At 72.0% G+C, this 24,204-nt stretch carries 27 protein-coding genes; 15 read left to right on the top strand and 12 right to left on the bottom strand.

Features of this window, described 5'->3' with window-relative positions; translation table 11 throughout:
* Positions 1-44 precede the first annotated feature (44 nt).
* On the bottom strand, positions 45-1,280 hold the full coding sequence (locus tag WD794_07455) for an ABC transporter substrate-binding protein (GenBank protein ID MEX2290144.1): 1,236 nt from the start codon (positions 1,278-1,280) through the stop codon (positions 45-47).
* A 278-nt stretch (positions 1,281-1,558) separates the two neighbouring features.
* Between WD794_07455 and WD794_07450 the strand changes: the two genes are divergently transcribed.
* Genes WD794_07450 through WD794_07430 form a run of 5 tightly spaced genes read left to right on the top strand, consistent with a single transcriptional unit; the run spans position 1,559 to position 7,904 of the window.
* Positions 1,559-3,025 carry an aldehyde dehydrogenase family protein gene (locus tag WD794_07450; GenBank protein ID MEX2290143.1) on the top strand — a complete coding sequence of 489 codons (1,467 nt, stop codon included), beginning with the start codon at positions 1,559-1,561 and terminating at the stop codon, positions 3,023-3,025.
* Entirely contained in the window at positions 3,022-4,116 is a 1,095-nt protein-coding gene (locus WD794_07445; GenBank protein MEX2290142.1) for a zinc-binding dehydrogenase, read from the top strand. Before WD794_07450 ends, WD794_07445 begins: the two co-directional genes overlap by 4 nt.
* Positions 4,117-4,168: 52 nt before the next feature.
* Positions 4,169-5,314 (top strand): acyl-CoA dehydrogenase family protein, encoded by a 1,146-nt coding sequence (locus WD794_07440; GenBank protein ID MEX2290141.1) that lies wholly within the window; start codon positions 4,169-4,171, stop codon positions 5,312-5,314.
* Positions 5,311-6,456, top strand: coding sequence for a CaiB/BaiF CoA-transferase family protein (locus tag WD794_07435; GenBank protein ID MEX2290140.1), 1,146 nt, complete (start codon positions 5,311-5,313; stop codon positions 6,454-6,456). Before WD794_07440 ends, WD794_07435 begins: the two co-directional genes overlap by 4 nt.
* Positions 6,453-7,904 carry an amidase gene (locus WD794_07430; protein ID MEX2290139.1) on the top strand — a complete coding sequence of 484 codons (1,452 nt, stop codon included), beginning with the start codon at positions 6,453-6,455 and terminating at the stop codon, positions 7,902-7,904. Before WD794_07435 ends, WD794_07430 begins: the two co-directional genes overlap by 4 nt.
* Position 7,905: 1 nt before the next feature.
* On the opposite strand, the gene WD794_07425 is transcribed toward WD794_07430, so the two are convergent.
* The 4 genes from WD794_07425 to WD794_07410 are packed head-to-tail and all read right to left on the bottom strand — an operon-like array spanning position 7,906 to position 12,119.
* Positions 7,906-8,715 (bottom strand): methyltransferase domain-containing protein, encoded by an 810-nt coding sequence (locus WD794_07425; GenBank protein ID MEX2290138.1) that lies wholly within the window; start codon positions 8,713-8,715, stop codon positions 7,906-7,908.
* Entirely contained in the window at positions 8,712-10,334 is a 1,623-nt protein-coding gene (locus WD794_07420; protein MEX2290137.1) for an AMP-binding protein, read from the bottom strand. The genes WD794_07425 and WD794_07420 overlap by 4 nt, the downstream gene beginning before the upstream one ends.
* Positions 10,327-11,481 (bottom strand): acyl-CoA dehydrogenase family protein, encoded by a 1,155-nt coding sequence (locus tag WD794_07415; GenBank protein ID MEX2290136.1) that lies wholly within the window; start codon positions 11,479-11,481, stop codon positions 10,327-10,329. The genes WD794_07420 and WD794_07415 overlap by 8 nt, the downstream gene beginning before the upstream one ends.
* Entirely contained in the window at positions 11,478-12,119 is a 642-nt protein-coding gene (locus WD794_07410) for a TetR/AcrR family transcriptional regulator (GenBank protein ID MEX2290135.1), read from the bottom strand. The genes WD794_07415 and WD794_07410 overlap by 4 nt, the downstream gene beginning before the upstream one ends.
* A gap of 295 nt (positions 12,120-12,414) precedes the next feature.
* Here WD794_07410 and WD794_07405 point away from each other — a divergent pair, with 295 nt between their 5' ends.
* On the top strand, positions 12,415-13,380 hold the full coding sequence (locus tag WD794_07405) for an NADPH:quinone oxidoreductase family protein (protein ID MEX2290134.1): 966 nt from the start codon (positions 12,415-12,417) through the stop codon (positions 13,378-13,380).
* 16 nt (positions 13,381-13,396) lie between these two features.
* Here the strand turns inward: WD794_07405 and WD794_07400 are convergent, their stop codons facing one another.
* Positions 13,397-14,569, bottom strand: a complete 1,173-nt coding sequence (locus WD794_07400; protein MEX2290133.1) for a lytic transglycosylase domain-containing protein — start codon at positions 14,567-14,569, stop codon at positions 13,397-13,399.
* Between the two features lie 49 nt (positions 14,570-14,618).
* On the opposite strand from WD794_07400, the gene WD794_07395 reads away from it, so the two are divergent.
* The 3 genes from WD794_07395 to WD794_07385 all read left to right on the top strand — a co-directional run bounded on the left by WD794_07395 (position 14,619) and on the right by WD794_07385 (position 16,238).
* Entirely contained in the window at positions 14,619-14,825 is a 207-nt protein-coding gene (locus WD794_07395; GenBank protein ID MEX2290132.1) for a hypothetical protein, read from the top strand.
* On the top strand, positions 14,822-15,931 hold the full coding sequence (locus WD794_07390) for a geranylgeranyl reductase family protein (GenBank protein ID MEX2290131.1): 1,110 nt from the start codon (positions 14,822-14,824) through the stop codon (positions 15,929-15,931). The genes WD794_07395 and WD794_07390 overlap by 4 nt, the downstream gene beginning before the upstream one ends.
* A gap of 106 nt (positions 15,932-16,037) precedes the next feature.
* Entirely contained in the window at positions 16,038-16,238 is a 201-nt protein-coding gene (locus WD794_07385; protein ID MEX2290130.1) for a hypothetical protein, read from the top strand.
* Here the strand turns inward: WD794_07385 and WD794_07380 are convergent.
* Positions 16,235-17,026, bottom strand: a complete 792-nt coding sequence (locus WD794_07380) for an ABC transporter ATP-binding protein (GenBank protein ID MEX2290129.1) — start codon at positions 17,024-17,026, stop codon at positions 16,235-16,237. The genes WD794_07385 and WD794_07380 overlap by 4 nt on opposite strands.
* A gap of 66 nt (positions 17,027-17,092) precedes the next feature.
* On the opposite strand from WD794_07380, the gene WD794_07375 reads away from it, so the two are divergent.
* The gene (locus WD794_07375; protein ID MEX2290128.1) at positions 17,093-17,929 is read left to right on the top strand and encodes a crotonase/enoyl-CoA hydratase family protein; all 837 of its coding nucleotides are present in this window, start codon (positions 17,093-17,095) and stop codon (positions 17,927-17,929) included.
* A gap of 47 nt (positions 17,930-17,976) precedes the next feature.
* The gene (locus WD794_07370) at positions 17,977-18,156 is read left to right on the top strand and encodes a hypothetical protein (protein ID MEX2290127.1); all 180 of its coding nucleotides are present in this window, start codon (positions 17,977-17,979) and stop codon (positions 18,154-18,156) included.
* A 3-nt stretch (positions 18,157-18,159) separates the two neighbouring features.
* Here WD794_07370 and WD794_07365 read toward each other — a convergent pair whose 3' ends face one another.
* Together WD794_07365 and WD794_07360 are read right to left on the bottom strand one after the other, a co-directional pair.
* On the bottom strand, positions 18,160-18,810 hold the full coding sequence (locus WD794_07365) for a hypothetical protein (protein MEX2290126.1): 651 nt from the start codon (positions 18,808-18,810) through the stop codon (positions 18,160-18,162).
* A gap of 10 nt (positions 18,811-18,820) precedes the next feature.
* Positions 18,821-19,471, bottom strand: coding sequence for an alpha-ketoglutarate-dependent dioxygenase AlkB (locus WD794_07360; GenBank protein MEX2290125.1), 651 nt, complete (start codon positions 19,469-19,471; stop codon positions 18,821-18,823).
* Between the two features lie 214 nt (positions 19,472-19,685).
* Between WD794_07360 and WD794_07355 the strand changes: the two genes are divergently transcribed.
* Positions 19,686-20,015 carry a DUF3099 domain-containing protein gene (locus tag WD794_07355; protein MEX2290124.1) on the top strand — a complete coding sequence of 110 codons (330 nt, stop codon included), beginning with the start codon at positions 19,686-19,688 and terminating at the stop codon, positions 20,013-20,015.
* Between the two features lie 52 nt (positions 20,016-20,067).
* Here WD794_07355 and WD794_07350 read toward each other — a convergent pair whose 3' ends face one another.
* Positions 20,068-20,640 carry an HhH-GPD-type base excision DNA repair protein gene (locus WD794_07350; protein MEX2290123.1) on the bottom strand — a complete coding sequence of 191 codons (573 nt, stop codon included), beginning with the start codon at positions 20,638-20,640 and terminating at the stop codon, positions 20,068-20,070.
* A gap of 751 nt (positions 20,641-21,391) precedes the next feature.
* Entirely contained in the window at positions 21,392-21,766 is a 375-nt protein-coding gene (locus tag WD794_07345; protein MEX2290122.1) for a PH domain-containing protein, read from the bottom strand.
* A gap of 215 nt (positions 21,767-21,981) precedes the next feature.
* On the opposite strand from WD794_07345, the gene WD794_07340 reads away from it, so the two are divergent.
* Positions 21,982-22,254, top strand: coding sequence for a hypothetical protein (locus tag WD794_07340; GenBank protein ID MEX2290121.1), 273 nt, complete (start codon positions 21,982-21,984; stop codon positions 22,252-22,254).
* Positions 22,255-22,316: 62 nt separating this feature from the next.
* Here WD794_07340 and WD794_07335 read toward each other — a convergent pair whose 3' ends face one another.
* Complete coding sequence (locus WD794_07335) at positions 22,317-23,189, bottom strand: EamA family transporter (protein ID MEX2290120.1); 873 nt, start codon at positions 23,187-23,189, stop codon at positions 22,317-22,319.
* Positions 23,190-23,330: 141 nt separating this feature from the next.
* Between WD794_07335 and WD794_07330 the strand changes: the two genes are divergently transcribed.
* Positions 23,331-23,474, top strand: a complete 144-nt coding sequence (locus WD794_07330; protein ID MEX2290119.1) for a hypothetical protein — start codon at positions 23,331-23,333, stop codon at positions 23,472-23,474.
* Positions 23,475-23,618: 144 nt separating this feature from the next.
* Positions 23,619-24,179: a helix-turn-helix domain-containing protein gene (locus tag WD794_07325; GenBank protein ID MEX2290118.1), complete on the top strand. Its 561-nt coding sequence runs from the start codon at positions 23,619-23,621 to the stop codon at positions 24,177-24,179.
* Positions 24,180-24,204: the final 25 nt, after the last annotated feature.

Below are 24,204 nucleotides of genomic sequence, written 5' to 3'. Positions count from 1 at the left end.
CGGACCGGTCTCCCGGTCCGGCCACCCGACCGTCGATCAGTCGATCAGGCAGAGCCCTGCTTCTCGAGCACGGTGTCCCAATCGGCCTCGAAGGTGAAGTCGATCGGGTAGTCGGTCCCGGACGGCTCCGTGACGCCCCAGCGGATGTCGTACCGGATGAGGGTGTGGTCCTTCTCGCGGAGCTGGACGTCGCCCCAGGGGGTGTCCGCCATCTCGATTCCCTCCAGCGCACCGGCAACGGCATCCGGCTCGATCGAGTCGGCCTCCTTGATCGCCTCGGCCAGCAGCCAGACACCGATGTAGGCCTGCACGGACCAGTTCGTCGGGCCCTCGCCGTACTTCTCGCGGTAGTCGGAATCGAACTTCTCGTTCGCGTCGCTGGGCGGAGAGCCGAGCGCGAAACGGGAGGCGCTGTGGATGCCGGCCGGCACCTTGTCCCCCAGCGCCTCGATCACGAGTGAGTCCGCGAAGGCCGGCGTGACGAAGGTGGTCTTGTCGAACAGACCGAACGGCTGGGCCTGCTGGATGAAGGCCACCAGGTCACCACCCCACAGGCAGCTGTAGACCGCCTCGGGCTTGCGCTGCAGGATCTGCTGGATCAGCGGCGTGTAGTCCGGCTCGAACAGCGCCGGCCACAGCTGGTTGCCGACCTGCACACCGGGCTGCTCCTGCTTCAGCGCCTCGAAGTAGCGGTCCGTGCAGTCGCGGCCGTAGGCGTAGTCCGGCGAGATCGACATCCAGTTCTTGAACCCGAGGGTCTTGCCGTACTGCGCGTTGGCGATCCCGTCGAGCCACGTGCTGCGCGCCGCGCGGAACACCCGCGGCTGGAAGTTCTTCTCCTCGGTCAGACTGTCGGCCTCCGAGGCCGTCGAGATGACGACCGTGTCCAGCTGCGGAGCGGCCTGCGACACGGCGAAGGACTCGTTCGAGGACGAGCCGTCGATGAGGAAGTCGACTTCGTCCTGCAGGACGAAGTCGCGCGCGGAGCGGACCGCCTGCTCGGGGTTGGCCGCGGTGTCCTTCTGGGAGATGCGGAGCTCACGTCCGAGCACGCCGCCGGCCTCGTTGATGTCCGCGACCGCCAGCTCCGCGCCCTTGAAGCCGGTCTCGCCCAGCATCGCGATCCGCCCGGAGAACACGGAGATGAAGCCGAGCTCGATCGGGTCGCCACCACCCTCGCCGCCACCAGCGCCGCCACCAGCACCACCACCGCACGCGGCGAGCGCGAGCGAGAGGACGAGCGCGGGCACTGCGACGGCCCGTCGTGACCTCAACGTCATACCAAGCTCCTCTGTCTATGTGCCTGGACAGCTGCGCTGCCCATGGACTGGAAAACCGCGTCCTGCTGTTTGGGACGATCTCGCATTGGACCGGTCAGTACAGCTGCGAGAAAAGCACTGATCCGGGCCGCCGTCCAGTAGCACGGCGCAGCAGATCAATACCGTAACCGCACTGTGTCCGGGACGTCCGTGCAGGACCCACCGGGAGTCTTGTGTTGACCGACCGGTCTATGTAACGTCGGCCCCGCCCGCGCGGGCCGCGACGGAAGGTGACCACGATGACGAACACGATGATCGAGGATCGGCTCGACCTGCTGATCGACGGCAGCAGCCGGCCGGCGGCCGGCGGCCAGACCCTCGACGTGAAGGACCCGTCGACGGACGGGCTGCTGACCAGGGTGGCGGACGCGCAGCCCGAGGACGTCCAGGAGGCGATCGACGCGGCGCGGAGAGCGCAGCCGACCTGGGCCGCACTGCCACCGAGGGAGCGCGGGCAGATCCTCTACCGGGTCGCCCAGGGGATCCGGGCGGACGCCGACCGGCTCGCACACATCGAGTCCTCGGACACCGGCAAACCGCTACGCCAGGCCAGGGCCGATGTGGAGGTGGCCGCTCAGTACTTCGAGTTCTATGCCGGCTACGCCGACAAGCTCTATGGCGACACGATCCCGCTGGACGGCTCCTCCTTCGCCCTGACGTTCCGTGAGCCGCTCGGCGTCACCGGGCACATCATCCCCTGGAACTACCCGATCCAGATCTGCTCCAGGACGGTCGCCCCCGCCCTCATGGTCGGCAACGCCTGCGTGGTGAAGCCGGCGGAGGAGGCCCCGCTGGCCGCGGTCCTGCTCGGCCGGATCGCGTTGGCGGCCGGAGTTCCGGCCGGTGTCCTCAACGTCGTACCGGGCCGCGGCGAGGTCGCGGGCGCCTACCTCGCGGGCAGCGACGACATCGACCACATCTCCTTCACCGGCGGGGTCGACACCGGCCGGATCGTCATGGCCGCGGCAGCAACGAATGTCAAGCCCGTGACGATGGAGCTCGGAGGCAAGTCCCCGAGCATCGTCCTGGCGGACGCCGACCTGGCGCGGGCGGTTCCGGTCATCACCAATGCCCTGATCCAGAACGCCGGCCAGACCTGCGCGGCAGGCACCCGGGTGATCGTCCACGAGTCCCGGCACGCCGAGCTCGTGGAGCTGCTCGGCGAACGGTTCCGCGGCGTCACCCTCGGCCGCGGAACCGACGACCCGGACATGGGGCCGCTGATCTCCTCGGTCCAGCGCGACCGGGTGCTGGGCTACCTCGACATCGCAAGGAACGAGGGCTGCACCGTCGCCGCGGGCGGCGGCGCACCGTCGCTCGCGGGCCTCGACGGCGGCTACTTCGTCTCGCCGACACTGCTCGACGGCGTGTCCAGCGACATGCGGGTGGCCCGGGAGGAGATCTTCGGCCCGGTCCTGAGCGTGCTGACCTTCGCCGACCAGGCCGAGGCGGCGGCGCTCGCCGACGCCACGGCGTTCGGGCTGGTCACCTCGATCTGGACGACCGACGTCGACCGCGCTCTCTGGCTCGCCCGGCACGTCAAGTCCGGTCAGGTCTACGTCAACTCCTACGGGGCGGGCGGCGGCGTCCCGCTGCCGTTCGGCGGCTTCAAGAAGTCCGGCTTCGGCCGCGAGAAGGGACTCGAAGCCGTCTACGAGTACAGCCAGACCAAGATGGTCGCATTCGATGTGAGGAGCCAGGCATGAAAGGCGTGACGACGGTCCTGACCGGTCCCGAGCGGATCGAGCAGCGCGAATTCGACCTCCCCGATCCGGGCGCCGGCGAGATCCTCACCGAGGTGCTGCGCGCCAACATCTGCGGTTCCGAGCTGCACATCTGGCGCGGGCACCACCCGCTGATCGTGGACGGCTGCGTGCTCGGGCACGAGGGCATCGGCCGGGTCGCCCGCTTGGGCGACGGTGTCGACCGGGACTTCGCCGGCCAGCCGCTGCGGGAGGGCGACCGCATCGTGGCCACCTACTTCCAGATGTGCCGCAGATGTCCGGCCTGCCAGCGCGGCGAGTGGAATTTGTGCCAGAACGCCTACGCCTTCTGGCGCGAGCCGGCCACGAGCAGCCCGCACTTCCATGGCACCTTCGGCACCCACTACTACGTGCACCGTGACCAGTACGTCTACCGGGTCCCGGACAGCGTCCCGGACCGGGCTGCCTCCGGCGCCAACTGCGCGCTCTCCCAGATGATGTACGGCGTCCACCTCGCCGAGGTGGCCACCGGTGAGACCGTGCTGATCCAGGGCTCCGGCGGCCTGGGGCTGTGCGGTATCGCGATCGCCAAGGAGCGCGGTGCCCGCGTCGTCGTCACCGAGGTGCACCCGGACCGGATCGCCTCCGCGCGGCTGTTCGGTGCGGACGAGGTGGTCGACCTGTCCGGTGCGGACACCGCCGAGGCGCGGGTGGCCGCGGTGCACGAGGCGGTCGGCGGCGCGCCGGACGCGGTCATCGACGTCACCGGCGTGCCGAGCACCTTCTCGGACGGCGTGCGCACGGTCCGGCCGGGCGGGCGGTTCGTGAGCATCGGCAGCATCAGCCCCGGCAAGCTGTGCGATTTCGACCCTGGTCTGTTCACCCGCTCGGGGGCGGTCATCCGGGCGGCCATCCGCTACCACCCGTGGTTCCTCGGCCGGGCGCTGGACTTCCTGGCCGACAACGCGCACTACCCGTGGGACTCGCTGGTCGACGCCGACTACGCGCTGGACGACGTGGAGCAGGGCCTGCGGGACTCCGCGGCCCGCAAGGTTGCCCGGGCGAGCATCAAGGTCTCCCCGGAGGCGACCTGAGCTGACGGACCGGCCTGAGCACCGCACCGCCCCGAGAGAGGAGTCCTCAGCGATGGAGGACCAGGACTACCAGGCACTTCGCACGGAGGTCTTCGCCCGGCTGTGGAGCGAGGTCGCGCCGCTGGCCGAGGAGATCGAGGAGACGGAGTCGATCCCCCGCGACCGGCTCTTCCCGATCCTCGCCGACCTGAAAGTCTTCGCCATGCTCATCCCGGAGCAGTACGGCGGGCTGGGTCTGAGTATCGCCCAGTACCTGCCGGTGATCGCGGAGTTCGCCAAGGTGCACGGTGGCATCCGGGCGCTGGTCCACGTGCACAACTCGATGTGCCACGCGTACGCCGAGCTCGGCAGCGAGGAGCAGGCCCGGGCGGTGTTGCCTGCAGCGGCGCGCGGCGAGAAGTCGGTCGCCTTCGCCCTCACCGAGCCGGACCACGGCACCGGGGCGGACCTCGGGACCACTGCTGTTCGCGACGGCGACTCCTACGTGCTCAACGGGCGCAAGTGGCTCATCACCAATTCCGACTTCGCCAGCCACTTCATCGTGTTCGCCCGGACGGGCACCGGCGGCCGGTCGGCGGTCAGCGCGCTGTCGGTCGAGCGGGGGCTGCCCGGCTTCACGATCGAGGCGCTTCCCGAGACGATGGGGTGCAAGGGCGGCCAGCACGGCCAGCTCACCTTCGACAACGTCCGGGTGCCCGCGACGGACCTGCTCGGACAGGAGGGCGAGGGCCTGGCGGGCATGGAGCGCTCCCTGGAGATCAGCCGGGTGCTCGTCGCCGGCTCGTCCCTGGGCACCGCGGAGTACGCGCTCGAGCTTTCCCTGCAGCACGCCCGGGAGCGGGTCACCTTCGGCAAGCCGATCGCCGAGCGTCAGGCGGTGCAGCGCTACCTCGCCGAGATGGCGCAGGACGTCTACGCGCTGCGCCTCATGCTCGACGACGTCGCCGACAAGTACGACAGGGGGCAGCCGATCCCGCTCGAGGCCTCCCTGGTGAAGCTGTTCGGACTCGAAGCCGTCGGCCGGGTCACCGACCGCGCCCTGCTGGTGCACGGTGGCATCGGCTACACCCGCGCCCGGAGCATCGAGCGGTTGTACCGCGACGCGCGGCTGAACTGGTTGGAGGAGGGCACCCCCACGATCCAGCACATGGTCGCGGCGCGGCAGCTCGTCGACGGGAACGGGTGGGCGCAGGAGTGACGGGACCCCTGACGGGCCTCCGGGTGCTCTCGCTGGCCGAGCAGTACCCCGGCCCGTACGCCACCCTGCTGCTGGCCGACCTCGGCGCGGACGTGGTCCTGGTGGAACGGCCTGGTGGCGGCGACCCGGCGCGCCAGTTCGGCTCGTTCTTCGAGTCACTCGCGCGCGGCAAGCGCTCGGTGGCGCTGGACCTCAAGGACCAGGAGGGTGTCGACGCGCTGCTGGCGCTGTGCCGCACCTCCGACGTGCTGCTGGAGGGTTACCGGCCGGGGACGATGGAGCGCCTCGGCGTCGGCTATCCGCAGGTCCGCGAGGTGAACCCGCGCCTGGTCTACGCGTCGATCTCGGGCTTCGGACAGGACGGCCCCTACCGGGACCGGCCGGCCCACGACGTGTCCTACCAGGCGGTCGCCGGGCATCTGTACGAGCGCCTGCAGCTCCCCGGGCAGTCGGCCGCCCCCAGCCTGGCGCTGGGAGACCTGTCGGCAGGCCTGTTCGCGGTCGTCGGGGTGCTGTCGGCTCTGCAGCAACGTGAGCGGACGGGCAACGGGACACACGTCGACGTCTCGATGACCGACGGGCTGGTGTCGCTCCTGACGGCACACCTGATGCCCGTGGTGAACCGGCTCGGACCTCCGGCGTTCCCGTACGAACCCGGCTACGGCGTCTTCGCCGCCGCCGACGGGCAGCTGCTCTCGTTGAGCGTGGCGCACGAGGACCACTTCTGGAAGCGCCTGTGCGCGGCCTGCGAGCTCCCCGAACTGAGCGGACTGCGCTCGGCCGAGCGACTGGAGCGCCACGACGAGCTCACGGAGCGGATCGCGGCGCAGGTCGGTGCCCGGGGCAGGTCCGCGTGGGAACAGCGGCTGGTGGAGCACGACGTGCCTCATGCCTGGGTGAACGCCCTCGACGACGTCCCGCAGGACCCCCAGGTACGCGCCCGCGGGATGTTCGTGACAGTCCCGGCCGAGCCGGACCACCCGGAGCGGGTGCACGTGCGCCAGCCGCTGCGTTTCGACGGAACGGCACCCGGCCCGCAGTCGCACGCGCCCGAGATCGGCCGGCAGACGCGCGAGATCCTGCTCGCCGCAGGCTGTCCCGCCGAGGTCGTGGACCGGCTGGTCGCGCGGGCCTCGGCGTGAGCACGCCGCCGCGCCCGTCGCAGGCGGGGCGGCTGATCGCCGGCGACGAGCTGGAGACGCGTACGGCGGACGCCTACCGCGCGATGATGCTCCGCGCCCGGCAGGTGGTCTCGGCCGCGATGCGCGACGGGAGCGGCGAGGCGGCCGCCCGCGGCTGGGAACGGCTGCCGGACGCGCCACCGCCACCGACAGCGCCGCCGACAGCTCGCCCGACGCCGTGGCCGGACCTCCCCCCGGCTGCACGAGAGGACCTGCTCCGCCGTGCGCAGGCGGCCGGGAACGCGCCTCGACCGGCGCTGGTCCACGTCCCGCAGTCGCTCGACCGCCCTCGGGCGGGTCCGCTCGAGGGCCTGGCCATGGTCGTCAAGGACCTGCTCGACGTCGCCGGGCAGCCGACCCGCAACGGCACTCCGGGCGGCGCCTGGCGCGAGCCCGACGTCTCCTGCGCGGCGTGGGAGCGGCTGGCAGCGGCGGGCGCGGTCTGCGTCGGGAAGTCGGCCACGCACGAGATGGGCTGGGGCGCGACGACCCCTGCTGTGGAGCACCCCCAGGACCCCGCCCGGCTGGCCGGCGGGTCGTCGGGGGGATCCGCCGTCGCCGTGGCCGCCGGCCTGGTCGCCGGCGCCCTCGGCAGCGACACCGGTGGCTCGATCGGCATCCCGGCCGCTCTCTGCGGCGTCGTCGGGCTACGCCCCACCCACGGCATGGTGCCCACCGCGGGCGCGACGCCGCTCGCCCCCGGGCAGGACACGATCGGACCGCTCACCCGCGACGTCTCGCTGTGCCTCCGGCTGTTCGGCCTGCTGAGCGGACGGCCGGTCCCGGTCCCGGTTCCCGAGGTCGAGGGGTTGCGGGTGGGTGTGCTCACCACCGGTCCGGTCCAGCCGGGCGTGGCGGAGCAGGTCGAGCGCGCCGTCGACGGGCTCGCCGGCCGGGGGGCCCGACCCGTGTACGTCACCGTGCCGGAGACGGGCTGGGCGGCGGCCGCCTCCCTGCTGGTCATGCTGCACGCCTCCGCCCGGCTGTGGGCCCCCGCTGTGCTCGCCCGGCCGAGGCACTGGGGGTCTGCAGCCCGGGCCCTGCTCACCCTCGGCACCGAGCTGGACGACGCGGACGCGAGTACCGCCCTGCAGGCGTCCCGCGCCGTGCGACGCGCGCTGGCGGACTGCTTCGCCACCGCTGCTCTCGACGTGCTGGTTTTTCCCACCACACCGTGCACGGCCCCGCCACGCGGTGAGCAGACCGTGCAGGTCGGTGGACGTCCGCAGCTGGTGGCCGCCGCGCTGTCCCGCTACGCCTGCCTCGGCGCCGTGACGGGGGCGCCGACGCTGTCGGTGCCGTGCGGTGTCGACGGCGCAGGCCTGCCCGTGGGGTTGCAGGTGCTCGGACCACCGGGCTCCGAGCCGTTGCTGGGCCGGGTCGGCGCCACCGTCGAGGCCGCGCGCTGACTCACCGGGTGGCGACGGCCGCGAAGCGGGTCACGCCGAAGAAGTACTCCCCCGCGGCCGCCTGCTGGAGGATGTCGGCCTGCCACGCCTCCACCAGGTCGCGGTGCCGCCGGGCGACGAACGCGGCGATCAGGTCCGCCATGCCGAGGCTGTAGAGGGCGGCGGCGGGATCGGTCTCGACGACGGGCACCGCATGTACCTGCACGTCCTGCAGGCCGCCGGCCCGCAACAGCGCGGCGATACCCGTCGGCAGGTGTGGGTGCACGAAGTGCTCCTCCCACGCCCGCAGCACCGTGTCCGTCCGGTCCCGGTCGGCAGAGTGCCAGACGCACGAACGCCAGTCGGTGTCCACGAGGACAGCTGTGCCACCCGGCCGCAGCACCCGACACAGCTCGGCCACGGCCTGCTCCAGGTCCGGCACGTACTCCAGCACCTGGACGGCGACGACGCCGTCGCAGGACGCATCGTCGAGCGGTAGGGCGGTCGCCGAACCCAGCACGAAGTTTCGCCGTGCCTGCCCGGCACCGCGGCCCGTCCTGCGCCGGGCCGCCTCGATCATGCTCGGCTGGCGGTCCAGGCCCAGCACGTGGCCCTGCTCGCCCACGTCACCGGCGAGCTCGGCGGTCAGGTGGCCCGGCCCGCAGCCCAGGTCCAGCACGCGCGCGCCTGGTCGGGCCGCCAACAGTCGTCGGGTGGCAGCCCGCTGGTCGACGACCGCCGGCGCGTCGTAGATCTGCCCGAGACGCTGCGGGTCGAAGACCGCTGCGCCCCCGCCGGCGGCGCCCGGCGGGGCGGGAGGCCGGCCGGTCACGAGGAGCCGCCCTTCCGCCGGCTCCTCGAGAGCTCCTGCACGTCGTGCAGCCGTCCGGACACCCCGCCGGCGCGCAGCTCGCCCTTGCGCACCTTCAACGTGGGGGTCTTCGGCAGCTCCGGCACGAACTCGACGTAACGCGGGAGCATGAACCGCGGCACCCGCTGCTCGAGGAAGCAGAAGATGTCGAGAGCGTCGTCGAAACCGACCTGCCGCGGCACGACGACCAGCTTGATGTCCTCCTCCGTGTGCTCGGACGGGACACCGATCACCGCGACCTCCTCGACCTGGTCGTGCGCGACCGCGATGCTCTCCAGCTCGGCCGAGGAGATGTTCTCCCCACGGCGCCGGACGACGTCCTTCCTGCGGTCGAGGTAGCGCAGCTGCAGGCTCTCGTCGGTCACGAAGACGTCTCCGGTGTGGAACCACAGGTTGCGCCACGCGTCGACGGTCTTCGCGTCGTCGCGCCAGTAGCCCCTCGAGAACTGCCACGGCTTCTCCGGACGGAGCACGAGCTCGCCGGGCTCACCGAGCGGCACCGGTTCGTCGAATTCGTCGACCAGGCGCCAGTCGAAACCGGGACGCACCCGCCCACAGCTGCGGTGATCGACGATGTCCTCGTCCGAGATGGAGGTGACCGGACAGATCTCCGTCATGTTGAACATCGAGTGCACGGCGACACCGAACCGGGCCCGGAAGGTGTTGACGTCAGGATGAATCGGAATCATCAGCACCGAGCGCAGCGGGCTGTCGTCCTCGCCGTCGCGGACCGGCTCGGACAGCAGGTAGCTGGTCGCGCCGCCGAGCAGCAGCGTGTGGGTGGACCCGGACTCCCGGACGTCGCTCCAGAAGTGCGAGAGGCTGAAAGACGACCGCATGACGAGTCGGCACCCCGCGACGAGCGACTTGTAGAGCAGCAGCTTCTGGCCCACGTGGTTGGGCGGGGACGTGGCGTAGATCGCCTCTGACCGGTCGAGCCCGGGAGGTGCGGCGACAGCCGACTCGTACTCCTGCGCAAAGGTGCACAGGACTCCTCGGGAGCCGCCTGTCGTCCCGGACGTGAACAGCATGCAGGCGACGTCGCTCATGCCCAACGGCACCTCCTCGAGCCGGTCCGGCTCGCCGAGGTCGGCCAACTGCTCCCACGACCAGACGGTGCGGCCGGCCGGTGCCTGCGGAGCCGGCGCCGAACTGCCCGGGACGTCCACCACGACCAGGTGCTCGAGCCCCGGTACCGCACCGAGCACCGGCTCGAGGTCGGCGAGGACACTCCTCGAGGCCACCAGAACGCGCGCGTCGGCACTGTCGAGGAGCGAGACGAGCAGCGGCCCCTTGTAGCCGACGCCGACCGGACACTCGACCGCCCCGAGCCGCATGCACGCGAACCAGGCGACCGCGCTCTCCGCGACATTCGGCAGGATCGTCACCACCCGGTCGTTCCGTCCGACTCCCAGGGACCGCAGTCCGGCAGCGACGCGCTCCACCGTGGCGGCGACCTGCGCGTAGGTGGACGATCTGCCGTCCTCGACCTGTTCGAGGAACGGCTGGTCGGGCCGCTCACGGGCATGTCGCCGGAGCAGCTCGGGGACGGTCAACTCCTCGGCGGCGGGCTCAGGCACGAGCCTCCACCGCCAGGGTGTGCCTGCCGACCACGTCCTTGGCGATGAGCAACCGCATCACCTCCGAGGTCCCCCCCAGGATGTCGCCCATCTTGGCGTCCCGCAGATACCAGTCCACCGGCGGTTCGACGAGGAAAGCGGCTCCACCGAAGAGCTGGACGGCGTCGGCACCGATGCGCTGGGCGGCCTCGGTGACGAAGACCTTGGCGGCCGCACACACCGCCGTCGCCGCCTCCGGCTCGGTGTCGATGACCCGCGCGGCGTGACGTACCAGTTGGCGGCCCGCTTCGACCGAGACGTGCATGTCGGCGATCTTCGCCTGGACCATCTGATGGTCGGCGACCCGCTGCCCGAAGCTGCGACGCTCGACGACTCGCGCCACGGTGCGGGCCAGGGCATCCCGCCCGTTGCCGACGTAGGCCCCGGCCAGCCCCACCCGCGCGGTCTCCAGTGCCTGCTTGAAGATGCGCCCACCAGCACCTACCGCGCCCAGCACGTCGCTGTCCTGGACCTCGCAACCGTCCAGGACGACCGATCCCGCGATGGGGATGAGGTAGCCGGGTGGGCTGGAATTCTCGGGGCCGTTCGACAGGCCGGGGTTGTCACGGGAGATCAGGAAAGCCGCCTTGCGGGCCGGACCCTCGGAGCCGGTGACCTGCGCGAGGACCGTGAAGAGCCGAGCGTGGTGGGCGAGGCTGATGTGGATCTTCTTGCCGTTCAGCACGTAGCCACCCTCACGTGGTGCGGCGTGCGTCCCGAGGCTGGTGATGTCGGACCCGCTCGCCGGCTCGGTGAGACAGAACGCTGCGAGCACCTCGCCGGCCGCGAGTGCGGGCAGCAGGGCCGCCTTCTGCTGTTCGCTGCCGTACTGCACCAGGCCGAGGGTCCCGATGGTGGAGTGCTCGTTGATCGAGTACGCCGCCATCATGTCGTGGGCCGCGATCTCCTCGATCGCGGCGACGTACTGCTCGACCGTGTAGCCGTGGCCGCCATAGGCCTGCGGGATCAACAGCCCGAACAGCCCGCGCTTCGCGAGGGCGGGGACCGTCTCGGCGTAGAACCGGTCCACGTCCCGCCCGTGGTCGGCCGGCACACCGCCGTCGCTGGTCAGTAGCTCGCGGACCCGGCCCTGGACGTCCTCGTTCATTCCTGCTCCTCTCCGACCCGCAGGTCGAACGCTCTCTCGAACCACCGCCAGTGGACGTCGCGGTACTCCTCGTTGGTCGCGATCTTGCGGAACGACCAACTCTTGTTGGCCCAGGCATAACCGGTCTCCACCATGGAACGGGCGGCGAGCCGGGTGTTCTCGACCTCGGCCATGCCCAGCCGGTGCGCGGCTGCCAACGGCTCCTCGAAATGGTCGACGACGAGCTCGTCCCAGTCCTTGACCGCCTGCAGGTACTCGCCGTCGAGGTTGCGCGACTCCTGGTAGACGAAGGTGATCTCCAGCTGCCTGTCCTGCATCACGCGCATGAGGGTGAAGAAGCGGCTCTTCAATCTCCGCACGGGGTTCACCTCGCTGGCACTGAGTTCGTCCTGCAGGTTGGACACGTTCTGCTGGCACACCAGGAAGACGATGTCGTCCTTGGACCGGACGTACTGGTACACGGTGGCGATGTTCATCTGTGCCTCAGCCGCGATCTCGCGGGTCGTCACCGCACCGAAGGAGACGCGACGCGCCAAGACGACGGCGGCGCGACAGATCTCCGCCCGCCGGGCCGCCACCAGTCCGGCATTGCGGACCGTGGTGTCGACATCGGGCCCACGCACGGACCTCGCGACCATCTCGTCCCCTCGGGCCGGACCGACGTGTCGGCCTGCGGAGCCGCCCGGGCAGACTTCCAAGCGAACGCTTGGTTGTCAACCGCGGGAATCTCCGCGCCCGGCTCGACAGGGTCGGCTGCTCGGCCTGCCGGCCCGTGAGGTAGACCTCGTTCCGGACAGCCCAGGGGGTCCCGGCCCGGACTCCCCCACGACGCGAACCCTGAAGGAGAACGATGGCGGTGGATCCGCGAGGCGCGGACCTGAAGCGGTACCCCGACGGCGCCGAGCCGGTGTCCTACGGCGAGGGGGCGGCGGCGTGAAGGCCTGGCAGCTCCACGAGGTGGGCGAGCCGCAGGACGTCCTGCGCTGGGAGGAGGTCGACGAGCCGGCGGTCCATTCCGGCACCCTCCGGCTCCGGGTGGACGCCGTCGCGCTCAACTTCCCGGACGTGCTGCTGTGCCGCGGTCTCTACCAGGAGAAGCCCCCCCTGCCGTTCACGCCGGGGCTCGAGGTCTGCGGCACCGTGCTGGACGGGCCGCGGGCCGGTGAACGCGTCCTCGCCGCCCCAGGCCTGCCACGCGGCGGTCTGGCCGAGCGGGTCGTGGTGTCGGAGGCGGGAGCACTACCCGTCCCGGACGCCATGCCCGCCGCGACGGCGGCGAGCATGCTCATCACCTACCAGACCGGCTACCTGGGCCTGCACCACCGGGGGCGGCTGCAGCCCGGTGAGACGCTGCTGGTCCATGCCGGCGCCGGTGGGGTGGGCAGCGCCGCCATCCAGCTGGGCAAGGCCGCCGGCGCCCGCGTGATCGCGACCGCCGGCGGTCCGGAGAAGATCCGGGTCTGCGAGCAGCTGGGCGCCGACGTCTGCATCGACTATCTCGCCGAGGACTTCGTGCCCGTGGTCAAGGACATCACGGAGGGCCGCGGCGCCGACGTCGTCTACGACTCGGTGGGCGGTGACACCTTCGACAAGAGCCGCAGGTGCATCGCCTTCGAGGGTCGGATCGTGGTCGTCGGCTTCGCCGGCGGCCGGATCGCGGACGCCCCGACCAACCACGCCCTGGTCAAGAACTACGCGGTCGTCGGCCTGCACTGGGCGCTCTACCGCACGCACCAGCCGCAGGTCATCCCGGACACCCACGACGCGCTGATGGCGCTGTGGGAGCAAGGACGGATCGACCCCCTGATCGGTGCGGAACTCCCCCTGAGCCAGGCGCCGTCCGCCCTGGCCAAGCTCGCCGACCGCGGCACCATCGGCAAGGTCGTCCTGCTGCCGTAACTGATCCGGCGCCCCGCTACTTGTACTGCGCGGCCAGCCCCAGGACCTGCTGCACGTACCAGTCGGCGTGGTTGTAGGCGAAGATCGCGTCGTAGAGGCCGTCGGGCCCGCGGTTGGCACCGAAGCGGCACAGGTAGCGGGCCGCTGACGGCACGGCGTCGTACGGGCTCATGATGTCGGCCTTGCCGTCTCCGTCGCCGTCGATGCCGTACGCGGCCCAGGTGCTGGGCAGGAACTGCATCGGGCCGAGCGCGCCGGCGCTGGAGGGGCCGAGGTGGCGGCCGTGGGCGCTCTCGACCTGGCCGATGGCGGCGAGCACGGTCCAGGACAGCCCGCGGCAGTAGCGGGCCGAGTCGATGTAGAGCTCCCGGTAGGTGCGGGGCTTGCCGCCACGGGGCGCCACGACCTCGGGGCGCAGGACCTCGACGACCGCGTCGGGGCCGAGGACCGCGTGCACCGCCTTGCGCAGGGCACCGATGTCGCGGCCGGGGGCGCTCACGACCACCGCGCTCGACGGGACGACTCCGAGGGAACGGGCGACGGCGCGATCGGTGACCAGGTCGATGCCCGACAGGCCGTACGCCGCGAGCGCACCGACCCGGAGCTCGAGGTCGCGGTGCCCCTGGACGGTGACGGTGCCGCCGAGCGGCAGGTCGCGTGCGCGGGCCAGGCCGTAGGACGGCGCCAGCTCGCCGCGCGCGACGGCCTTCCACAGCTCGTCGGAGGAGGCGGTCTCCTGCGGGGTGAGAGCGCGGAACGTCGACGGGTCGACACCCACGACGCGGGCCGCCTTACCACCGACGCGGACCGTCCCGGCGTCGATGAGCGCCACCGCCTCGACCTTGCGAACGGCCTGCAGCGCCGTGAGGTGGGCGGGGGTCAACGGGCGCGACACGCGGACGAGCAGATCCGGGACGTGCAGGACGGCCAGCGGGGACACCGCCGGCTCCGCCTTCGGCGCGGGCGCGGGCGCGGCGGGACGGCTGCGATCGGCGGCCTGCCCCAACGGTGCGGCCGGGACGGCGCCGGGTAGGTCGAGCGGCTCGGGCGCTGCGGCGGCATCGGCTGCGGTCTGTGCCACGGGGGCAGCCGCCGTGCGCCCGGCCCGGTCGAGGGTCGCGACGGCGACGCCGGACAGCAACGTCGAGGCGAGCGCCACGCCGACCACGCCTGGGCGCAGGAGCCGCACCTGACCGCCTCTCTGCCCGGCCGCACCGGTAGGTGCAACCATCCTGCGCGTGACGGATGTCCCGCGCACCGCGCCCTGCCCCGGCGTCTCCGGCGACTGGCTCGGCCCGCTGTCCGGGTTGGTCAACGACGGACCGGCCGGTCTGGTTACCGGGTCTGTGCTGCTCGTCCTGTTCGTCGCCACCGCGCAGATCCCTGCCGTGCCCAGACCACCACCTGCCGGGGCGACGGTCCGCCACGCGACGGCGCTGCGGTGACCGGCTGGGACGTCGCGGTCGTGGGTGCAGGGCCTGCAGGGGCCGCCGCGGCGCTGGCCGCCGTCCGCACCGGCGCCCGGACCGTGCTGCTGGAGCGGGAGCAGCTGCCCCGCTACAAGTGCTGCGGCGGCGGACTGATCGGCACGTCACAGGCGGCGGTCGCCGCCGCCGGCGTCGACCTCACGCCGCTCTGCCTCGACCGGGTCGGCCGCATCACCTTCACCGCCGGCGGTCGGGCGGGCTTCACCCGGCAGAGCGAACCGTTCCTGCCCATGGTCCTGCGCGCACAGCTGGACGCGGCGCTGGTCCAGGTCGCGCTGCGGGCCGGCGTGGAGCTGCGCACCGGCGTGACGGTGACCGGCTACGAGCAGACCAGCAGCGGCGTGACGGTCCGGACCCGGGAGGACTCGCTGCGCGCCGGTGCGGTCGTCGGCGCGGACGGCTCCGGCAGCCGGGCCGGCGTGCACGTGGGGGTGATCTGCGAGCAGGTCGACCTCGGGCTGGAGGCGGAGCTGCCGACGCCGCCGGGCTCGGAGTGGGCCGGCCGGGTGCTGCTCGACTGGGGGCCGGTGCCGGGCTCCTACGGCTGGGTCTTCCCGAAGGGCGACACCCTCACGGTCGGCGTCATCGGGAGCCGGACGCAGGGCGAGGCGATGCGTGCCTACTACCGCTCCTTCGTGGCCTCGCTCGGGCTGGACCTCGCGACCGCCCGGAGGGACGGTGGCCACCTCACCCGGGTCCGGACCCCCGACTCACCGCTGGTCCGCGGCCGGGTGCTCGTCGCCGGCGACGCCGCCGGGCTGCTCGAGCCGTGGACGCGGGAGGGGATCTCCTTCGCGTTGCGGTCCGGCACACTCGCCGGTGCGGCGGCGGCGGGCGACCCGGCCGGCTACCCGGCTGCGGTCCAGGCCTCGCTCGGCGCCGAGATGGCCGCAGGGCGCCGGGCGCTCGCGGCGTTCGGCGGCCATCCGCGGATCGTCCACGAACTGCTGCGCACCGCACCCATGTGGAGGCTGTTCACGCGCCTGGTCAGCGGCCGGACGACGCTGGATGCCCAGCTCCGGCGTCCGGCGGTCCGGGCCCTCGTGCGCAGCCTGGGCGGCTGAGGCCACCCGCAGCTCAGGCTCGTGGCCTCGCTACCGGAGCGCGGCGACACGCCCCGATCCCGCCCTCGCCGGGAACGCACGGCCCGAGTGTGGTGTTGTTCTAGGCGTGACCGGAACCGCGACTCCTCCCGCCCCCACCCTGACCGCTGCCGACCGCTGCGACCGCTGCGGCGCGCAGGCCTTCGTCCGTGTCGTCCTGTCCTCGGGCGACCTGCTGTTCTGCGCTCACCACGCCAAGGCCTACGAGGACACCTTGCGGGCCAAGGCCGTGGACTGGGTCGACGAGACCGCCACGCTGCGGGGCTAGAAGGCGCTGGCGCGCGCCGCGAAGCGGCCGTCGCGCTCTTCGGCCGCCAGCGGCAGTCCGAACGCCCGCGACAGCAGCGGGCCGGTCAGCACCTCCCGCACCGGACCTGCTGCGACGGAGCGCCCCCGGGACAACAGCAGCGCATGGGTGGTGCCGACCGGCACCTCCTCCACATGGTGGGTCACCAGCACCGTCGGCGGCGCCGCCTCGTCCTGGGCCAGTCGGCTGAGCAGCCGCAGCAACGCCTCCCGTGCCCCGAGGTCCAGCCCCGCGGCCGGCTCGTCCAGCAACAGCAGCTCGGGGTCGGTCATCAGCGCCCGGGCGAGCAGCACGCGCTTGCGCTCACCTTCGGACAGCGTGCCGAAGCGGCGGGCGGCGAAGTCGCGCAGCCCCATCCGGCCCAGCAGCTCCTGGGCGCGCGCCATGTCGGTGTCGTCGTAGCGCTCCGACCACCGGCCCACGACGCCGTAGGAGGCGGTGACGATGACGTCCAGTGCCGTCTCGGCTGCCGGGATCCGATCGGCGAGGGAGGCGCTGGACAGGCCCACCCGGGTGCGCAGCTCGCCGAGATCGGTGCTGCCGAACCGCTCGCCGAGCAGCTGGACGGATCCGCGTGACGGGAACAAGGACGCGGCCGCGACGTGGAGCAGCGTGGTCTTGCCGGCGCCGTTGGGTCCCAGCACGACCCAGCGCTCACCGTCCCGGACCGTCCAGTCCACGTCGGCCAGCATCGTCGCGCCGTCCCGGACGACAGCCACTCCGAACATCTGCAGCACGGGCTCGGGCATCGGATCGACCGTAGTCCCCGCCGGCCGCGCGACCGCCACCGACCTGCCGCTGGCAGAGTGGCGCGCATGGCCTACCGCTGCTTCGACGTCGAGATCGCCGACGAGGTCGCCCACCTGCGGATGTCCCGCCCGGACGAGCTCGACACGATGACCCCGGACTTCTGGCGCGAGCTACCCGAGATCGTCACCGCCGTCAGCGACGACGCCTCCGCCCGGGCCGTCGTCATCAGCAGCACCGGCAAGCACTTCAGCGCCGGGATGGACCTGTCGGTGTTCCTGTCCGGCGACCCGGCCGGTGCGCAGGCCGAGGCCGGACGCAGACACGCGCGGATGCGCTCCCACGCAAGGCTCCTGCAGTGGTCTTTCACTGCCCTGGAGAAGGCGCGGGTGCCGGTGCTCGCGGCCGTGCAGGGCGGCGTCATCGGCGGGGCGGTCGACCTGGTCACGGCCTGCGACCTGCGTTACGCCAGCGCCGATGCGTTCTTCTGCGTGCAGGAGATCAATCTCGGCATGACGGCGGACGTCGGGACCCTGCAGCGCCTGGGGAAGGTCGTCAACGAGGGTTTTGCGCGCGAGATGGCCTACACCGGGCGGCGCTACCCCGCACAGCGGGCGTACGAGGTCGGCCTGGTGCAGCAGGTCTTCCCCGACCACGCCGCCGCCGTGGCGGGCGCGCTCGAAACCGCGCGGGAGATCGCCGACAAGTCGCCGCTGGCGGTCTGGGGCACGAAGGTGGCGATGAACTACGCCCGGGACCATCCGGTCGACGACGCGCTGGAGCAGATCGCCACGTGGCAGGCCGGCATGTTCCAGCCGGCGGACATGGCCGAGGCCTTCGCCGCCAAGAACGAGCAGCGCCCCGCGGTGTTCCCCGACCTGCTCCCCGAGCCGCGCGGCCTCTGAGGGAGGCCCGGCAGCCGGCGCGGCGGCCGTACAGCAAGGTGTCGGTCGTGACCCGACTGTGCGAGGACTGTGGCGAGCACGCCGAGTGGCTGCTGACGAGCGTGCGGGAGAACTCGGTGCCGCCGGACACGACGGAGACCGCGGCCTGCGGCCTGCACCGGCTCGACGCCACCGAGAACCTGCTGAGCCAGTACGGCAACGTCGCGATCAGCGAGACACTCGGCTGAGGCTCAGCGTTCCGGGCGGCGCCGGCTGCGCAGGACAACCCAGCTCGCGCCGCCGAGCAGCAGCCCCGCCAGCACGACGGCGGCCACGGACAACCCGGTCCCGCCGGCCCGCTCCAGCGCCTGCTCCACCAGCTGGCGCGACCGCGAGGTCGGGTCGGCCAGCACGACAGCCACGAACACCGCCACGAGCAGCGCGACGAGCAGGCTCAGCACCTTCGACGTCCAGCCGGTGAGGCCGGCCCGGTCGCGCAGCTCGGCGGCCGCCCGGAAGATGCGGCGGGCCCGCAGGAAGCGGAGCGCGCCCACCACCCGGACCAGGCGCAGCAGCTGCACCGGACCGACGGCGAGCACCACGGCCGGGATGAGCACGATCGTGAAGGCCAGCAGCCAGCGATGGTCGCGTACCCAGGCCCGCTTGTCCCGGGAGAGCACGGCGAGCACCACCGTCTCGGCGACCAGGACCGCACCGCTCACCGCGTTCACGACGTTGCCCGCCGTCGCGGCGGTGCCGTCGAGCAGCGTGAGGAAGACGGCGGGCACGGAGGCCAGCGCGGCGATCAGGACCGGTCCGGCGAGCCGCTGCTCCCAGCGCCCGTAGCGCACGTCGAGAGGGTGCAGAAGGTCCCCGCGCTGATCGTCGGTGCGGGCGCCCATCGTGCGCAGGCTACCGTCGGGGCGGCGGTGTTTCGGGGCGGGAGTGCCGCAGGGTGATGCTCATCCGGGCGCCGGAGGCCGACCTCTCGCGCGGGACCGTGTGGTGCCAGTCGTGCTGCATCGCGCCTCCCATGACGATGAGGTCGCCCTCCCCCGGCGCGTAGCGGCGCACCACCGCGCCACCCTGCGCCGGCCGGACGAGGAAGGAGCGGCGCGCCCCCAGCGAGACGGTCGCCACCAGCGGGTTGCTCATGCTCTTGCGGACCGTGTCGGCGTGCCAGGCGACGGCGTCGCTGCCGTCGCGGTAGAGGTTGATCAGGCAGGAGTCGAAGTGGACGCCGTAACGCTCCGACAACGGTGCCACCAGCTCAGCGATCTCGGGCGGCAACGCTTCGCCGGTGCCCCAGACGGCGACCAGCCGCGGCTCGAGCACCTCGCTGTCCCACATCTGCCGGGTGCGCTGCCGCCACGGTGCCCTCTCACGCAGCAGTTCGAACAGATCACCGTGGTCGGGGACCCAGGCCGGCACGACGTCGAGCCAGGAGTGGTCGTCGAGCGGGTCACGACGCAGCGCGTCGAAGGACAGCCGTCCGGCGGGCTGCTCCGTCCCGTCGAACAGCGACGCCTGCCAGGCCACCTGCGGTGCGCCGTGCCGCGTCATACCGGCACCGTCACTCCGGGTCGCTGACGTCACCGACGCGGGCCTGGAGCACCGTGAGGGCGGCGTCCGCGTCGACCGCCGGGCCGGGGGTGTCATCGGTCTGCATGGGCGCAGTCTGCCCCGGTGCGCACGGAAGCAGAACCAGGCGCAGACTGTTGTCCGAGACGGCGCGCCCGCTGACCGGCAGCGGGCTCGCCACGGGCAGGAGGCGCACGTGCGACAGCGGCGCCGGTCCCCTGAGGTCACCGTCGTCACGGCGGCCCGGCTGAGCCATACCGACGACATCACCCTGCGCCAGCGTCGTTACGTCCTCACGCAGAGCGTGCGGATCGCCTGCGTCGTGCTGGCCACGATGCTGCCCGTGCCCCTGGTCTGGAAGGGGGTGCTGATCCTGGGCGCCATCGGGTTGCCCTGGTTCGGCGTCGTGATGGCGAACGCCGGACCGACCGTCAGCCGCCGCAGGAGGACGGCCATGGTGGAGCGCCCCGCCGAGCAGCCGATGCGCCTCGCCCTCGAGCCCGGCCGGGTCATCGACCAGGACTGAGCCCTCGGTGACCGGCCGCTGGCAGGTGCGCGCGCCGTTTCTCGTGGAGGTTTCAGCGCCTGGCGGCCTTCGCAGCCGCCTTGACCGACTGCTTGTACGCCCGTACCTGCTGGAGCGACTCGGGTCCGGTCACGTCGGCCACCGACCTCAGCGCCCCGTCCTCGCCGTAGGCACCGGCGGCCTCGCGCCAGCCGGCCGGCTGGATGCCGAGCTGCTTGCCGAGCAGGGCCAGGAAGATCTGCGCCTTCTGCCGACCGAAGCCCGGCAACGCCTCCAGCCGGCGCAGCAGCTCGGCGCCGTCGGCGACCTCCTCCCACAGGGCCTCCGCCCGCCCGTCGTACTGCGCCACCAACACCCGGCACAGCTCCTGCAGCCGCGCGGCCATGGACCCCGGGAAGCGGTGCACCGCCGGTGTCTGAGCGACCAGTGCCGCGAACGCCTCCGGCTCCGCAGCCGCGATGGCTCCGGCGTCCAGCGCACCCATCCGCGAGCGCAGCACGTGGGGGCCGCGGAAGGCCTTCTCCATCGGAATCTGCTGGTCCAGAGCCATGCCAAGAAGGAGTGCGAGTGGGTCGCCGGTCAGCAGCGTGTTCGCCTCGTCGTCGTCGGTCAGCCACAGCGTCATGCCTACATCCTGGCCCACGCTCAGGCGGGTGCGTGGCGACGTAGCAGCCCGTACCGTGCGTTGCTGAGGTCAGCGGCGACGCTGCCGCTGCCGCTGCCGCTCGCCGCCGCCTGCCGGTGGCGGGGTGCCGCCGGTCGTGGATGTCAGGGTGCCGCCGCGGTGTCCGCGTGCCGTCGAGCCTGGAGCAAGATCTTCGGAACATCCACAGGACGCTGGCCGTGTGGATGTTCCGAAGATCTTGGACTCGTGTCGGCCTGGGGCCCGGCACGGCCAACGCGCCGGTAGCGGTTGCCGATCGCCCGACGTGCTGCTACGTCCAAGAGCCGCCAGTAGAAGCCGTGCGGTGCGGCCGCCGGGCTGATCGCCGGGCTGCTCGATCCATCTCGGTGCTACGCCTGTACGCGAAGCAGGCGGTGCTGGCACCGAGAACGTCGGGCACCGGGGCGGCGCCGGGCCGGGCCGGGCCGGGCCATCTTGGTGCCAGCGGCCCGCACAAGCGGGCGCTGCTGGCACCGAGAACTGTCGTGGCCGGGCCTCATAGGTGATGCTCCTACTGCACCCAGCGCGTGAGGTGGCTGCGGCGTCGTCACAGAGCCGGCAGTACCGCGCGTCCCGGCCCAGCCTCCGGCGTGATCAACGCCGGGGTTGCTCACTTCCGGTACGGCGGAAATGTGCGTGAAGACGGCGTTGATCACAGCACCGGCGACGCTCGCTGGCTTCAGGACGACTGCTGCACAAGTGCTGCCAGGGGCTAGAGGACGTAGCCGGCGATGAGCTGTCCGAGCTGCCGGATGTCGGCCCGCCCCTTGAACTCCAGGCGGACCTTCCCCAAGCCGCTGAACCACAGGTCCAACTCGGCATCCAGGTCGAGGGTGCCAGCAGTCTCGACACTGAAGGCCTGAACCTTCGAGTACGGCAGGCTGGTGAAGTCCTTTTTCTTGCCGGTCAGGCCCTGCACGTTGACGGCGATGAGGCGCTTGTCGGTGAAGACCACGTAGTCCCGCATCGCCTTGAACGCCTGCAGGATCACCTCGCCGGGAACGAGCAGCTCGGCGACACCGTCACCCACGTCCGCCGGACTCACCGGACTGAGCTTGACGAAGGAGCCGTTCGCGAAATCCATCATGCCGAGCACCGTAGAGCGGGGCACGTGCCCGACAGTGGTGCTGCCGCGGCGCTCGCCCGCCGGGCCAAGGCGGGAGCGGCCGGAGCCGGTCCCCGACAACAGTCTGATCGGAAAACGTCACTGATTTGACACGGAAGTGGGGCAGTGGCGCATGCTGTCTCCTGACCTCGCACGCGATGAGGGGCCGACCGCCCGCCCGAGCAGAGGATCCCGACATGGTGAAGCTGACCGACGACGCGGCACTGATGATCGAGCACATGGTGGAGAACGGGCAGCTGCCGCCCGGTGCCGGGCTGCGGATCGCCCAGCGCGACGATCACCCGGCCCTGGCGATGCGGCTGGCCGACGGTGCCGAGCCCGAGGACGTCACCGTGACCGGGCGGCAGGCTCGGCTGTTCCTGGCGCCGGTGGCCGAGGCGCGGTTGGTGGGCCAGACCCTGGATGCCCGCTCCAACGAGGCCGGCTCCGCCTTCTTCGTCCGACCCTGAACGACTTCACCGTCATCCAGGCCTGGGCCGCCGCGCCGGCCACCGGCGGCCGGCCGGTCCGGCTACTCGAGCGGTTGCACCGGCACGCGGTCGCGGCGCCGCGCCAGGGTGATCCCGCCGCTGGCCAGGCTCACCAGCAGCAGCGCCGCGATCTCCCGCGTCCCCAGCGCCTCCCCCAGCACGGCGAAGCCCGCCACGGCCGCGGCGGCCGGCTCCAGGCTCATCAGGATCCCGAAGACCCGGGTGGGAATCCGGCGCAGCGCTGAGAGTTCGAGGCCGTACGAGATCACCGACGACAGCAGGGCGACACCGAGAGCGGCCACCAGCAGCGAGGGCCGCTCCAGGACCACCGCCGCTCCGGAGGCGCCGAACGGCAGCACCAGTAGCGCGGCGAAGGCCAGCGCCACGGCGAGCCCGTCGGTCCCGGGCAACACCTGCCCGAGGCGCGCACTCGCCACGATGTATCCGGCCCAGAACAGCCCGGCGACGAAGGCGAGCAGCAGGCCCTGAAGCGGGGCACCCGTGGGATTGTCCAGCCCGAGCAGGGCGACGCCGCTGGCGGCCAGCACCGCCCAGAGCAGGTCCACCGCACGTCGGGTCTGCACCAGGGCGAGCAGCAGCGGGCCCAGAAACTCCACCGTCACGGCCACGCCGAGTGGGACCGTCCGGAGCGAGAGGTAGAAGACCAGGTTCATCCCCGCCATCGCGCCGCCGAGCAGCAGGGCTGCCGACCACGACGTCCGCGACCAGGAACGTACGGCTGGCCGGAGCACCGCGATCAGCAGCACGGCCGCCAGCGTGAGCCGCAGCAGCGTGGCGCCCGCTGCGCCGACGTCGTCGAACAGGGTTTTGGCCAGCGAACTGCCGGCCTGCACCGAGACGATCGCCGCCAGGACCAGCAGCGGGGCCGGCACGCGATCGGAGGGGGCCGGCACGGACGCGGACGCTAGCAACGCCGACAGGAGGACCGGCGGCCGCGGACCGGACATGCCGGGATGTTCTGGATGCTGGGCGTACGCGCTCACGCAGAGGGCACATGACCAGCACGGAATGTCATCAACACGAAGGGATCCGCCATGATCGTGCTCGGTCTCATCCTCCTGCTCCTCGGCGTGCTCGTGGGCCCGTCGATCCTGACCACCCTCGGCATCGTGCTGCTGGTCGTCGGCCTGATCGTCAACCTGGTACCGCTGGGCGGCACCCGCCGCCGGGTGTTCTGACCCGCACCACCCGCACCACCCGCACCACCCGCACCACTGCGCGACCGCACCACCCGTACCACCTGCGCCGCCGTCGGCTTCTCGCTGCGGCGGCGCAGGCGCTTCTCAACAAGACGAACGTACGGTTTGAGCTAAGCTCGCGTCGTGCCCAAGGTGACCGACGACCGGCTGGCCGCGCGACGCGGCGAGATCCTGGCCGGGGCGCGGCGGGCCTTCGCCCGGCACGGCTACGAGGGCGTCACGGTCAAGGTGCTCGAGGCCGAGACGGGGCTGTCCCGCGGAGCGATCTTCCACCACTACCCCTCCAAGGAGGCGCTGTTCCTCGCGCTGGCCGAGGACGACGCCGCCCGTACCGCTCAGGTCGTGGCCGAGTCCGGGCTGGTGCAGGTGATGCGCGACCTCGACAACAAGGACGCCGGCTGGCTCGGCGTGCAGCTCGAGGTCCGCCGGCGGGTGCGTACCGACCCTGCCTTCGCGGCGTCCTGGTCCGCACGCCAGGACGCGATCACCCGCGCCACCGCCCAGCGTCTGGAGCGCCAGCGCGGTGCCGGCGTGGTGCGCAGCGACGTGCCGGTCCCCCTGCTGGTCGACTTCCTCCGGCTCGTCTTCGACGGCCTGGTCAGCAGCCTGGCCACCGGCATGCCCAGCGAGCACCTCGAGGGCGTTCTCGACCTGGTCGAGGACGCCGTGCGCACCCCCCGCTAACTTGACCGACAACGACTGAAGGAGC

The sequence above is a fragment of the Mycobacteriales bacterium genome, from assembly GCA_040902655.1.
Taxonomy (GTDB): domain Bacteria; phylum Actinomycetota; class Actinomycetes; order Mycobacteriales; family SCTD01; genus SCTD01.
The sequence above is the reverse complement of the archived record's forward strand: the minus strand, read 5'-3'. Positions and strand labels throughout refer to the sequence as shown.

What these genes read in the sequence shown, in the direction of transcription:
- WD794_07340 (MEX2290121.1), top strand. Translation starts at nt 21,982, where the DNA reads ATGGTGAAGCTGACCGACGACGCGGCACTGATGATCGAGCACATGGTG.
- WD794_07455 (MEX2290144.1), bottom strand. Translation starts at nt 1,280, where the DNA reads ATGACGTTGAGGTCACGACGGGCCGTCGCAGTGCCCGCGCTCGTCCTC.
- WD794_07440 (MEX2290141.1), top strand. Translation starts at nt 4,169, where the DNA reads ATGGAGGACCAGGACTACCAGGCACTTCGCACGGAGGTCTTCGCCCGG.
- WD794_07380 (MEX2290129.1), bottom strand. Translation starts at nt 17,026, where the DNA reads ATGCCCGAGCCCGTGCTGCAGATGTTCGGAGTGGCTGTCGTCCGGGAC.
- WD794_07330 (MEX2290119.1), top strand. Translation starts at nt 23,331, where the DNA reads ATGATCGTGCTCGGTCTCATCCTCCTGCTCCTCGGCGTGCTCGTGGGC.
- WD794_07410 (MEX2290135.1), bottom strand. Translation starts at nt 12,119, where the DNA reads ATGGTCGCGAGGTCCGTGCGTGGGCCCGATGTCGACACCACGGTCCGC.
- WD794_07445 (MEX2290142.1), top strand. Translation starts at nt 3,022, where the DNA reads ATGAAAGGCGTGACGACGGTCCTGACCGGTCCCGAGCGGATCGAGCAG.
- WD794_07450 (MEX2290143.1), top strand. Translation starts at nt 1,559, where the DNA reads ATGACGAACACGATGATCGAGGATCGGCTCGACCTGCTGATCGACGGC.
- WD794_07350 (MEX2290123.1), bottom strand. Translation starts at nt 20,640, where the DNA reads ATGACGCTGTGGCTGACCGACGACGACGAGGCGAACACGCTGCTGACC.
- WD794_07360 (MEX2290125.1), bottom strand. Translation starts at nt 19,471, where the DNA reads ATGACGCGGCACGGCGCACCGCAGGTGGCCTGGCAGGCGTCGCTGTTC.
- WD794_07345 (MEX2290122.1), bottom strand. Translation starts at nt 21,766, where the DNA reads ATGATGGATTTCGCGAACGGCTCCTTCGTCAAGCTCAGTCCGGTGAGT.
- WD794_07415 (MEX2290136.1), bottom strand. Translation starts at nt 11,481, where the DNA reads ATGAACGAGGACGTCCAGGGCCGGGTCCGCGAGCTACTGACCAGCGAC.
- WD794_07375 (MEX2290128.1), top strand. Translation starts at nt 17,093, where the DNA reads ATGGCCTACCGCTGCTTCGACGTCGAGATCGCCGACGAGGTCGCCCAC.
- WD794_07365 (MEX2290126.1), bottom strand. Translation starts at nt 18,810, where the DNA reads ATGGGCGCCCGCACCGACGATCAGCGCGGGGACCTTCTGCACCCTCTC.